General features: G+C 48.6%; 10 protein-coding genes and 1 pseudogene. All 11 read left to right on the top strand.

Annotated elements, in window-relative coordinates:
* Positions 1-9: 9 nt before the first annotated feature.
* Positions 10-1,200 (top strand): MBL fold metallo-hydrolase, encoded by a 1,191-nt coding sequence (locus BUA65_RS12515; protein ID WP_072870125.1) that lies wholly within the window; start codon positions 10-12, stop codon positions 1,198-1,200.
* A 41-nt stretch (positions 1,201-1,241) separates the two neighbouring features.
* Positions 1,242-1,409 (top strand): AbrB/MazE/SpoVT family DNA-binding domain-containing protein, encoded by a 168-nt coding sequence (locus BUA65_RS19230; RefSeq protein WP_084062392.1) that lies wholly within the window; start codon positions 1,242-1,244, stop codon positions 1,407-1,409.
* A 17-nt stretch (positions 1,410-1,426) separates the two neighbouring features.
* Positions 1,427-3,286 carry a site-specific DNA-methyltransferase gene (locus BUA65_RS12505; protein ID WP_072870123.1) on the top strand — a complete coding sequence of 620 codons (1,860 nt, stop codon included), beginning with the start codon at positions 1,427-1,429 and terminating at the stop codon, positions 3,284-3,286.
* Positions 3,283-4,449 carry an EVE domain-containing protein gene (locus BUA65_RS12500; RefSeq protein ID WP_072870121.1) on the top strand — a complete coding sequence of 389 codons (1,167 nt, stop codon included), beginning with the start codon at positions 3,283-3,285 and terminating at the stop codon, positions 4,447-4,449. Before BUA65_RS12505 ends, BUA65_RS12500 begins: the two co-directional genes overlap by 4 nt.
* Complete coding sequence (locus BUA65_RS12495) at positions 4,446-7,004, top strand: DEAD/DEAH box helicase family protein (RefSeq protein WP_242656326.1); 2,559 nt, start codon at positions 4,446-4,448, stop codon at positions 7,002-7,004. The genes BUA65_RS12500 and BUA65_RS12495 overlap by 4 nt, the downstream gene beginning before the upstream one ends.
* A gap of 1,379 nt (positions 7,005-8,383) precedes the next feature.
* Positions 8,384-9,575, top strand: a pseudogene (locus tag BUA65_RS12485) (ISL3 family transposase); the annotation flags it as partial.
* A 360-nt stretch (positions 9,576-9,935) separates the two neighbouring features.
* Positions 9,936-10,598 (top strand): hypothetical protein, encoded by a 663-nt coding sequence (locus BUA65_RS12475; protein ID WP_072870113.1) that lies wholly within the window; start codon positions 9,936-9,938, stop codon positions 10,596-10,598.
* Positions 10,595-11,305, top strand: a complete 711-nt coding sequence (locus BUA65_RS12470; protein WP_072870112.1) for a PIN domain-containing protein — start codon at positions 10,595-10,597, stop codon at positions 11,303-11,305. Before BUA65_RS12475 ends, BUA65_RS12470 begins: the two co-directional genes overlap by 4 nt.
* A gap of 104 nt (positions 11,306-11,409) precedes the next feature.
* On the top strand, positions 11,410-11,817 hold the full coding sequence (locus tag BUA65_RS18860; RefSeq protein ID WP_072870110.1) for a hypothetical protein: 408 nt from the start codon (positions 11,410-11,412) through the stop codon (positions 11,815-11,817).
* Between the two features lie 16 nt (positions 11,818-11,833).
* Positions 11,834-12,247 (top strand): ADP-ribosylglycohydrolase family protein, encoded by a 414-nt coding sequence (locus BUA65_RS12460; RefSeq protein WP_072870108.1) that lies wholly within the window; start codon positions 11,834-11,836, stop codon positions 12,245-12,247.
* Between the two features lie 69 nt (positions 12,248-12,316).
* The coding region (locus tag BUA65_RS12455; RefSeq protein WP_207543900.1) for a transposase zinc-binding domain-containing protein at positions 12,317-12,531 on the top strand (215 nt) is incomplete at its 3' end.

Raw genomic sequence — 12,531 nt, 5'->3', positions numbered from 1 at the left:
GTGGCCGGGATGATGAAGCGAAGTGCTATTCTCGCCCTGATTCTGGCGTTTCTCCTGGCCGTCCTTGCAGGCTGCAGCAGCTCTAGTACTAGCACATCAGATCAACCTGCTGCAAACGCAAAAACGATAGCCTCAACTGTCCCGTCGAAACCTCAAACTGATAACCAGGAAAGCAGGCCGCCGGCTGCCAATCCTCAACCTTCCGGGGACAGGGTGCTGAAAGTCCACTTTCTCGACGTGGGCCAGGCTGACTCAATCCTGGTCCAGTTCCCAAATGGACAGAACATGCTGGTGGACGCCGGGAACAACGACGACGGTCCGGTTGTGGTCAGCTATCTGAAAAGCAAAGGTGTTTCCCGGATCGACTACCTGGTAGGGACACACCCCCACGAAGACCACATCGGCGGCATGGACAACGTAATCCGGGCATTTGATATCGGCCAGGTATACATGCCCCGGGTGACCACCACCACGAAGACCTTCGAGGACGTCCTGCTGGCAGTAAAAGAGAAAGGCTTAAAAATCTCCACTGCCAAAGCTGGCGTCACGGTACTCGACCAGGGCAGCCTGAAAGTTAACTTTGTCGCCCCGTGCGGCTCTAATTACGAGGACCTGAACAACTGGTCCGCCGTGACAAGGATACAGTACGGCAGTACGGCGTTTCTTCTGACAGGAGACGCCGAAGCCCAGTCGGAAGAAGAAATGCTGGCTTCCAGGGCGAACCTGAAGGCGGACGTGCTCAAGGTGGGGCACCACGGCAGCAGCAGTTCCACTACCCCGGCTTTTTTGAAGGCGGTGGCCCCGAAATACGCGGTCATTTCTGTTGGTGCGTGGAACGACTACGGCCACCCGCATAAAGAGACACTTGCTAAACTGGCGAATGCCGGAGTCCAGGTCTACCGGACCGACCGGGACGGCACCGTGGTTTTTACGTCCGACGGGAAGAACATCACTGTGGAAAAACTGGGCAGTACCATAAGACCGAGGGCGCCTGACGCCGGCGGCGTGGTTGCACCGACGGCTCCGGTGACGCCGACAGGGAGCAAAGGTGGGTACATAGGTAACAAAAACAGCAAGAAATTTCATCGCCCGGACTGCCGGTGGGCGGCTGAGATAGCTCCACAGAACCGGGTAGAGTTCAAAACGCGTGAAGAGGCAGTGGCGGCAGGATATGTGCCGTGTAAGGTATGCAGGCCGTAAGCTAATGGGATCAGGAACAAGAAATTGTCTGAGACATATTTTTGTACCCCAAGATAGGCCCTAAAGGTCAGATGACGTTGCCAAAAGAACTGCGGAAAATCCTCGGCGTTGAAGAGGGTGACCGCATTCTTCTTCGGGTTGACCCTTCTGGGAAGATTGTTTTAGAAAAAGCATTGATTACGTCAGCTACGAAGCATAACCTGGAATAACACGGGGAGGGATATTTTTGACACAGGATGAAAAGCAGTTAACGATGTTCGACATTGAGGAAGTTCCTGGCCGCCCCATGCTCCATTGGCTAGGGAAACGGCCTTTGCGAGCCGTGAAATATTATGAAGCGCAACTTAAGGAACAATATGGTGAGCCGGCTGAAGACGGCTGGGTTAACCGCCTCTACTGGGGCGATAATCTACAGGTAATGAGCCATTTGATGAAAGAGTTCAGAGGGAAGATTAAACTCATCTACATAGACCCTCCCTTTGATTCTAAAGCGGATTACCGGAAGCGCATTAAACTGAAAGGCAGGGAGCTAGAAGGTGATATTTCGGTAATCGAAGAGAAGCAGTATACGGACATCTGGGCCAACGACCTCTACCTCCAGTTCATGTACGAGAGGCTACAGTTGATGCGGGAGCTATTGGCGGAGGAAGGAACAATATTCTTACATTGCGATTGGCATAGGAGCCATTACCTTCGCTGTATACTAGACGAAGTTTTTGGGAGTGATAACTTTCTCAACGAAATTGTATGGAGGCGGCAAACTCCTAGTGGCATGAAGGCGCTTGCCAATAAGTTAGGACAAGACCATGATATTATCTATTGGTATTCAAAATCATCTAGTTACACTTATAACCCCCAATATCTCCCCTTCACTGATGAGTATATAATGAAGAACTTCACAATGGAAGACGAGCGTGGCAGATATAAAACTTGTGAGATACAGGAGCCGTCAGAAGAGACATTAAATGAGTGGAAAGAAGCCGGATTGTTATATGTCACCTCTGGCGGCAAATTAAGGCTAAAGCAATATGCCCATGAAATGAAGGGACTATTGATAGATGACATCTGGACGGACATTAGCGCAATTGCTTCAAATTCAGCGGAACGTTTGGATTTTCCAACACAGAAGCCAGAGGCACTGGTCGAACGGATAATAAGGATTGCTACAGATTCGCCGGCTGATATTGTAGCCGACTTTTTCTGTGGGTCCGGTACTACCCTGGCAGTAGCCCAGAAGCTAGGCCGCCGCTGGATTGGCAGCGACATCAATTTAGGGGCTATTCATACCACTGCACGAAGGGTCTCGCAAATCATCAAAGAACAGCAGAAAGAGACACAACAGCAAACCCTCCTGGACGAAGGCAAAAAGTTTTACCCCGCCTTTGCCGTTTATAACGTCAACCACTACGACATTTTCAAGAATGCCTTGGAGGCTAAAGAAATAGTAATGAAACTTTACGGGGTAGAACCGGTAAAACGCTCTTTCTTCGATGGTTTACTAGACGGCAAGTGGGTTAAAGTGGTAGAACTAAACCGAGTCTGCTCCAAGGAGGATGTGCAGGCAGTTTTTGATGAGATACTCTCTAAAGGCGAAAAAGAAATAGAAGCGACCTACAGACGCGGTGTGCTTATTCTATGCAGCGGCCACGAGTACGACGTGTTGGATTATGCCAAACGCTTAAACGTGGTCAACATCCCCTTTGAAATACGCGACATCCTTACCGACCGCAAGGATATTATCTTCAAACGCCCTCCTGAAGCGGACATAGCTTTAAAACTGGATGGCGGCAAAGCAGTGGTAGAGATACGACAGTTCTACTCCCCCATGCTCCTGCAAAAACTGCAATTGGAGGATGACCCTGAAGAAATCGACGACTGGAGGCAATTAGTAGAAGCAGTCCTCATCGACCCAAACTATGATGGTGAAGTGCTTAGGCCTGCTATTCAAGATATTCCGGGCAAGAAAGACATAGTATCTGGGGTCTACGAACTCCCCCTCACCGGACCCGGGCAGAAAATTGCCGTTAAGATTGTGGATGTGCTGTCGGAGGAGTATTTTGAGGTCTTGGAGGTGGGAGCAAGATGATGCCACTGGAACAGGTGTTAGAACTGGTTGGCGACCTTGATGACGCTCCAGGCGAGAAAACGCCAAGAGAACGCTTCCGCCGTTTCTTGTCCCAAAATTTGACCAGCGTTGGCGCTGTACGCGATTACGTGGAAGAATGCCTGCGAAGTTCCGGGGAGCAGTACAACCGGGCCTTACAAGACCTGGTGAACCACTTGGGCCGCCTGCTGGGCTTTGACGTAACGTTTGGCAGATATAAGGGCGTCCAGAGGGAAATCGGGTTTGACGGCGTGTGGAAGTCCCCTTCCGGCCTTTATATCGTCGTAGAGGTGAAAACAACCGATGTTTATGCCATAAAAACGGCTACTCTCCTCGGCTACATAGACCGGCTTATATCCGAACAAAAGATACCCAACTGGGACCACGCTTTGGGCCTTTATGTAGTAGGGCGCAGTGATGCTGAACTGAAGCAACTGGAAAACTCCATCATTGCTGAGAAGCGCACCCACCAGTTACGGGTTATTACCGTTGATAAACTGCTTACCCTGGCTGAACTCTTAGCCGATTACGAAATGGAACACGAGGCTGTTTTAACTGTTCTCCGGCCAACGGAGCCTATAGTGGATTCCCTGATTGAACTGATGGCCGGCCTGGTAGCGAAAGAAATCCGCACTGCCGGCGAAGGCATACAACAGCCGCAGGAAGAAACTCCTAATGAACCTTTATCGGAGCCCGAAGGTGTTGACGTTGAGTATTACCTCGCTCCGGTAGCGTCCGATGACACTCAAACCGCAGAAGAATGTATCAAAAAACTCCTTGACGCAGGAATTTACGCCGTCAGCGAAAAATCCCTGGGGCGGAAAGTTAAGCCGGGCGACTGGATTTGTTTTTATGCCACTGCGACGGGCGTGGTAGCCCACGCCAGGGTAAAATCATCCCCCGTGCAGAAACATCACCCGCTGGTAAAGCATCCCGAAAAGTATCCTTACGTCTTCGAGGTGGATTCCGTCAGCATCTATACCGAAAATCCCGTTGTTTTGAGTGCTGAGTTAAGGGCGAAACTGGATGCTTTCCAGGGGCGTGACTCTTCTAAACGCTGGGCCTGGTTTGTGCAAGGCACAGGACGAGTCACTAAACACGATTTTATGCTGCTTACCCGGCAAGCAAAGGTTGAGGTGGTATGATGAGCACAATTTCTTTTCTAGACAAACTATGGCAGACTTTTGAGCAGTGCCGGGGCTACTCCAGTGCTGAATTTGTTGGGAAACGCTTGCGGCAGGAAGAGAACGAGCGATTTTACGAGGGTGACTTTTTTAAAAAGGTATTCCCCGAGACCCAAAACATTTTGCGCCACATCCGGGAGGTTGGCTTTTTGCGCCCACCGCAGGTGGACGCTTTTGAGCTTTACGTGTACCTTAAAGAAATCCAAGGTAACCCTACCATCAAAGAACTTTACCGGCGGCTTTTATTTCCGGAAGGCACGCCAATGGATGTCTTGTCTTTAACAGCGGAGCAACTGGAAGAAATCAAACAAAAGAAAGCCCTCCTGGAGGCCCTGGATAGCGAACTGCAGGGGCTTGCCTACCCCAACTGGCTCTTTGCCCTGGGTATGGGAACAGGCAAAACCATCCTCATGGCAACCATGATTTTTTATGATTTTATCCTGGCCGAACATTATCCGGAGGACGGGCGCTTCGCCAAGAATGCCCTGGTCTTTGCCCCTGACACCACTATCATTGATTCTCTACGGGAAATCCAGGATTTTGACTACTCCAAGGTAATTCCGCAGGAATACGCTCTTTTTCTGTCCAGCAATCTAAAGTTTCATTACCTTTCCGATGTCCAGGCCGAGCTTTCCGTATTGCCCGATTCGGCCTACAACATTATTGTCTCGAACGTGCAAAAGATTATCCTCAAGAAGCAGGGAAACAACAGCAACGGACAACAGACCCTCTTCCCGGTGGTTAAAGATATGGAGGGTGAATGGAAAGTTAACGACCGCCTGCGGAAGCTGGAGCAACTGGATAACCTGGCTGTATTTGTAGATGAGGCCCACCATGCTTTCGGGACATCAATTACCAACGACCTGAAGCGTGTGCGGGAGACAATCAACCGGCTTGACCGCAAGTCTCCTCTGGCTGGGTGTATCAATCTCACCGGTACCCCCTATGTGGATGGTAAGATGCTCCCTGAAGTGGTGTTCTTTTATTCCGTCAAACAGGCGATTGATGACGGGCACTTGAAGCAGGTCAGATTCATTGACTACGCCAATACCAAGACGGAAGAGTTTATCAGGGACGTGGTAGACCGGTTCTGGCGTCAATACGGAGAAGAGCGGCGTGAAGGGTTGCTGCCTAAAATCGCTTTCTACTGCACTACTATTTCCGAACTGGAAGACGAGTTCAGACCCCTGTTAGAAAAAGTCCTGGCAGAAAAAAGTATTCCCCTGACTAAAATTCTGGTCAACCACAGCGACGTTGAGAACGAGAATATCCGCCGTTTCCGGCTCCTGGATACCCCAGAATCCGAAGACCAGTTTATTCTCCTTGTTGGAAAGGGTACGGAGGGATGGAACTGCCGCAGCCTGTTCGCCACGGCTATGTACCGCAGGCCTCGCAGCAAGGTATTCCTTCTTCAGTCTTCCTTACGCTGTCTCCGGGCTATTGGAAATATGCCCCAGACGGCAACCATTTTCCTCTCCACTGAGAATCGGACCATACTGGAGAATGAAATTCAGAAAAACCTGGGCACCACCATATCCGAACTTGAAGGGCGCAAGAACAAGCGCATGGTTACCATTCAAAAGCGTAAAGACGTCAAGATAAAACTGGCTAAGCAGCGTATAAAAGTTCTGCGCCAGTATCAGGAGCAGACCGGCCAAATTAAACTAGCCCTGGATGAATATTACACCAATCATAAGAACGAATTCGTGGCTCTCGTAACGGAACGAGAGATGACAACCAATGGTAAGAAGATGAAACTCGCCGTCAAAGACAGCCAAACTCTACAACGCCGCCAAAAGAGATATACCCTCTACACCTTGGTGGAAGAGATAAGCCGATACACTCATTTACCCTGCCTCAAGGTGGAGAAAATTTTACGGAACAGTGATATGGGTATTGAGGGTTGTCTTGCTTGGGTAAACTGCGAAAACCGCCTCATAGAGGTTATCGTCCGCCGTATTTTAGATGCAGTTTTCCGGTATGAGCTAGTTGATGAGGTGGAATGGGAAGAGGTTGAGCTTGCCAAAAATTTCCCCATGGATTGGGTAGTAGAAGAAGATAAGAAGACTTTGGAAATGTACGACGGAAGGTACCCAAATAGTTTCCATATTGAGCCCTACATATTCGATAACGAATCAGAGAAGCGACTTTTTGAATATTTCGTGGAGCATAGGGACATAGAGGAAATCTACTATACCGGCGGCATTACTGACGCCGGACATAATGAGTTTTACGTAGAGTATTACGATGAGCTGGAAAAACGTTGGAGACACTATTACCCAGACTTTATACTTAAACTTAAGCATAATGGGTGGGCAGTGGTTGAGGTAAAACAGGCAGAGCAAACAGTACATCCCAATGTTATAGCCAAAGAGAAAGCCGCCCGCGAACTTTTTGAAAAACTGAATTCCATTCACTATATTATCAAAAGAGATGATGAGATAAGCCGGGGTATATTCCAAGACATTATTACTGCGGCCAGTAGCATAGGATCACCTTTAAGTCCTACATCCTGAACATGATCGCCGAATCTTACCGCTTAAAACAACGGGGAAGGTAAATGCCAGGTAAATAAATATTAAATATTCCAGATTGTATGGCCGACCGGGCAGGGAGATTGACATGGGCCGGTATGCCAAAACCATGGTTTGTCATAGTCCCTGTATTCGTAAATTAATTCGACTCTTTCGTTGGCCAGACCGGAGGAACTGGTTCCCCTGGGATGGTGCAAACTTTGTCAATACGTCAGGTGTCTTCGCATACAGAACACCGGACAACCCGGGGACCAGGTACCCCTGGCCTGGCTGAAAAGGGGGATTCATCGGTACCAGCATCCTGTATGAGCTTACCCGGTACCCGTTGAAATATGGAGATCAGGGAACGAGACCTGTCTGCCGGTGAAGGGCCGGGAGGCCATCAGTGTAACCGGCACGAAAAATTACTCAAGACTGTTAAAAGTGAATGTTAGCTGCCAAAGGTGATCGGCTAATGGAGCATATCTTCCAGGAGTTGCTTGAACGCTTGACGCGACAAGGGTTGAATGAAGCTGCGAGACATTTCTCGCGGGCAAAGTCCGCCTTTGATCGTTCCGAATGGGAGTCCGCAAACTCGCAGGTTCGTTCAGCATTGGAGTCTCTATTTAACGCCGTAGCCAAACTTCGCCTGAATAGCAACAAAACCGGCGGTGCGGCCCGCCAAGAACTTCAAGACGCGGGACTACTTCGAACCAGGGAGGCGAAGTTGGTTCAGGAGTTTATCGCTGTCGCAGGTGGGTCCGGTTCACACGCTGGCGTGTCGAACGCTGACGAATCCCTTGGGAGGTTTCTGGCAGGAATCGGCATAGCTTATATCGGACTAGCCTTAATTCCTGAACTGGTTCGCGTTGAGGATGTTCTCGTGGGCCAGCTCACCGCTCCGGCTGGCACTCGCCTACCAACTGACAAGGAGGTCTATACGACTTGTCCTACTTGCGGTATAAGGCAGACGTTAGCCCAAGCCAAGATATCGCGGGACGGGAAGAACACAGTCTATACGTGTATGCATGGATGCCAAACGATTGTTGTCGTAGGAGAACCCGAGGATGCTCCTTGGGAGGGTCGAGGCTACAGACTTGGCGATCATGTAATTCGAAACGCACAGGATATGTACTTGCCTATCATTGGAACTGGCAAGGAAGTTCTTATCCCTGCGTCCAAAGGGGCGCTAATGAAACAACGGCCTTCCAGCAGCTAACGAGCGCGTGTAGCCGACGTGCAAACAGTCGTGCGCTGCTGATGCGCCTGCCTTTATATGTGTTGTGAATATTGGAAGGACGAACCCCTTCTTAGAAGAGAAATAGCGGAACACGTACCATTTCCCAGAAAGGTAGGTCCTCTACATGGCCAATTAGCGCACCCTGTTTGCCTTGGCCCCGGGCTTGACGCCACCATGGAAGGTCGTTGATGTTAGGTTCTCGCTGGAACAGCCTCAGCTGAATATCTGGGTGGACTTTTCGCAGGAAGCACCTTTGCGTGTCCGATGCGGCCGTGCCGGTGCCAAGGTTTACGACAGCGAGGAGAAGACCTGGCGGCACCTGAATTTCTTCCAGTACCGCACTTACCTTCACGCGCGCGTGCCCTGGGTGGAGTGCCCTGGTCGCTGCGGAGTAAGACAGGTACGGGTGCCCTGGGCAAGACCAAGGAGTGAGTTTACCCTGTACTTCGAGGGTCTGATCATGCCGCTGGTCCAGGACATGCCGGTGAAGGCTATTGCCGAACTGGTCGGAGAGCATGACACCAGGATATGGCGTATACTCCACCACTACGTGGAAGAGGCTCGCGCCAAGCAGGATTACTCCAGGGTTCGGCGCGTGTGTGTGATTGATGCGGCTGCCAAAAGGCGCCATGACTATATCACCCTTTTTGTGGACCTGGATGCGCCTCGGCTGCTCTTCGCCACCCCGGGCAAGGGTAGTGACACCCTCACGGCCTTCAGGGAGGACCTGCAGGCCCACCGGGGCCGGCCGGAGAACGGTGAGACGATGTGCTACGACCTGTCGCCGGCGTTTACTGCGGGCTTGAAGGCCTTCTTTTCCAGAGCCAGATTGGTGTTTGACCGGTTCCACGTCATGAAGATCATCAACACCGCCGTGGACGAGGTGCGCCGGGACGAGAGCATAGAGAACCGGCTGCTGAAAAAGACGCGCTACCTGTGGCTGAAAAACCCCTGCAATCTTACGGCCAAGCAGCGTAGGAAGCTCGAAAGCCTCAAGCCAGCACCTGGACACGGTGAGCGCCTACAACTTGATACTGTCCTTCCAGGACTTTTTCACTCAACCGGACCGGGTCACCGACGAGGAATTCCTGAAGCGCTGGTACTACTGGGCCACGCACTCCAAGCTGGTGCCCCTGATCCAGGCTGCCTACACCATCAAAGACCACTGGGAGGGTATCCTTAACTGGTTCGAGTCCCGTGTGAGCAACGGCATCCTGAAGGGCATCAACAGCCTCATTCAGGCGGCCAAGGCCAGGGCGAGAAGTTACCGCAACGTCAAGACCTTGATCACAATGGCTTATATCATTGGAAGTCGGCTTGAATATGGTTTACCTAAATATTTATTGTCTCTGTTAGTGCCTAATTCTATATCCACTCATAAAAAGCGAGAAGCCATAAAAATTTGGTCAGGTGCTGGTGCACGGTGCCAACGCTTACGTATCAGATGTCAGGGGAGGAGATGGATGGGGGCTGGTAAAGCGGGGCAAACTGCTTTGGAAAAATCGCTCTTCTCTCTTCCTATAGAGAAAATGACCTTGGAAAAGATCAAAGAATTCTGTGACCAGGAATATACAGGAAAATGAGCGGGTCGACTATATCGGTGATTTGAACTCTAAGATCACTGCAAAGATAGCTGCAATGGCTAATACATACGAATGAAAATATAGTCATTTTAAAAAGGAGTGTTTAACCATATGAAAGTTTTTAAAGAACTCTCCCTTATCGGAAAAACTTCAAATCTGGAAGCACTGATGAGTGAAGTTACAAGTCTACTCGACAATGGATGGTCAAGGGATACTATTGCCGAGAATAAATTTAGAAAAGACGTATTAGGAGATGTAGGAAATGTTTTTTGTATATCTGCCCCAGATACATCAGAACATCCTGGAGGCCAAATCTGGCTTATGGAAAATGAGACGGGTGTTCTGTCTGTTACCAATATAGTCCCCACTTCAAAAAACGAACTTTCTATGGATGAATATAACGCCATTTTAGATGAATTTTTTAATAGATATATAAGTTCACTAGTAGATAAACACAGGTTACGCTTTAATATAACTCCTGGAGTTATTACTTTAGAGGATATTACAGATGAAAAAACCGTTAGTAAACTTAGGTTATTTTCGAGGGCTGCTAATAAAAGTACAGGTTCCTCGCATCCTTTAGACAAAAAACGTTGGTTCGATTTCATCATTTCAGCTCACATCAATGATTCATCTTTATCAACAGACATGTTAATTAGATGGCTGACAGAAGTAGAGGGTTGGGCTGATGAAATGGCTCATGAATTAGCCATTGAATATGAATATGGTCGAACTCTGTTAGAGTACTACGATAAAGCAGGTAGAAAACAATGAACAAAAAATCTTCAGAAGTTGCCGAACTTGCTAAATCTTTTAACTGCCCAGTATTATTTTTAGATACATGTATATTTCTTGATATAATTAGACCAATAACAATTCAAAAAGTTAAAAGCAATGTTAATGCTGCCATTGAGTTAATTAAACTTGCCTCTACATCACCACCGGAATGTATGTTAATAGCTCCTTCAGTTACAAGTGAGGAATGGAACAAAAATCTTGATTTTGTATATACCCAAGAAGTTAAGGCAATAAAAAAAATTAATTTAATTAATAAATTAATTGAAGAGACTCTGCTTAGTTTGAATCTTGTTAAGGGTAAAAATCCTAAGGTATATAATCATAATTATATAGTTGAGGAGTTGAAAAAGCTAAGCCAGAAATTGCTAAACGTATGTTACCATTTAACCCCAAGTAATAAGTGTACTATTCGAGCTGGAAAACGGGTATTGCAGGCAAAACCACCAGCTAAAAAGGCCAAGAATTCTTTTGCGGATTGTGTTATTTTTGAAGAAGTATTGGAAGTCTGCGCTGAATTAACTAATCGTGGCTTTGATAAAGTAAGAATATTTGTAAGTTCTAATACCAAAGAATATTGCAAGCCTGGAAGTGGTCTTGTCCCAGCACTAAAATCAGAATTTGAAAATGCTAACCTTATTTATACAGATAATTTAGGTTGGGCTTTATCACTTCTTAATAATTAGATGGCATTCCTGAATCAGGAGTAGTGGGGCTTGAGGGAAAGAAAAAATCCTGGTATGGTGTAAACGCCAAAACCCAAAACCACCAATACCAGGAGGTATCAGCGATGTACAATCCCCTTTCCCAGAAGCTTGCCATGATCACACCTGAAACCTTAATTGTGGGTGTAGACGTGGCCAAGCATACCTACTACGCCCAAATGAACAATTTCCGGAGGGAGGAGCTGCACAAGCTGTTCCCATTCCAGAAAACCATATCCTGCATTGGTGTTCTAGTCCAGCAAATCAAGACGACCTTATTGAGAAAAGTGGTCAATAAAGAATCCGACTTGGCAGCGGCTGAAGCCAGCGGCCACATCCACGGACCGGAGATAGATGAGATGGTGGAGATGGTGGAGATGGTGAGGCCGGAAATCCTGATTCCGGTGCACACGGAAAACCCAGGCTTCTTTTGGCGGTTCGAGGGAATATGCAGGGTGGTCTACCCGGAAAAAGGAGAAGCAGTAAAGGTTTAAGGGAGAAGTTTTTTTGATGGACCCGGAAGTTTTGCAAAGGAAATTTTGCGGTTGTCTGCTGGGCCTTGCCCTCGGGGACGCTCTGGGTGCTCCTTTTGAGGGTAGGGAATTGGTCAGCCATTCGGAAATTCACGCTATAGCCGAAAAAACAAAAATCCTCCGCTACACCGACGACACGCACATGGCCCTCGGCGTGGCCGAGTCCCTGATCGCCTGCCGCGGCTTTAACGGCCGGCACATGGCCGAGACCTTCGTCCGAAATTTTGAGCAGGAACCGTGGCGGGGCTACGGCCCAGGCCCCCCTAGGGTCTTCCGCAGGATAAAACTCGGGGCCCGCTGGGACAGGGCAGCCGAAGACGTTTACCCCGGCGGCTCCTTTGGCAACTGTGCTGCTATGCGAGCTGCCCCGGTAGGGCTTTTTTATTGTTAAGGAAAGTATACTTTTTGGGGGGCTCTTATAGGGGTACCCAATGAGCCCATATTATGGTAATATTTAGACATGAGGTACTCGTCGAAAATTAAAGAAATACTGAAGTTAAAATGGCCTGAGTTTGAAGCGAAGTATTCAGCGGCTATCCGTGAATGCGAAAAGGAAGCTGTCACTAAGGTCCTTGGATGTGGGGACCCCCAAAACGGGTTTGCTGAATACTGGTGTTTAGATTGCGGGGGCAAAGAAAAAAAGATCGTTCCATTTACTTGCAAAAGCAGATTTTG

This window comes from Desulfofundulus thermosubterraneus DSM 16057, from assembly GCF_900142025.1.
Taxonomy (GTDB): domain Bacteria; phylum Bacillota; class Desulfotomaculia; order Desulfotomaculales; family Desulfovirgulaceae; genus Desulfofundulus; species Desulfofundulus thermosubterraneus.
The sequence above is the reverse complement of the archived record's forward strand: the minus strand, read 5'-3'. Positions and strand labels throughout refer to the sequence as shown.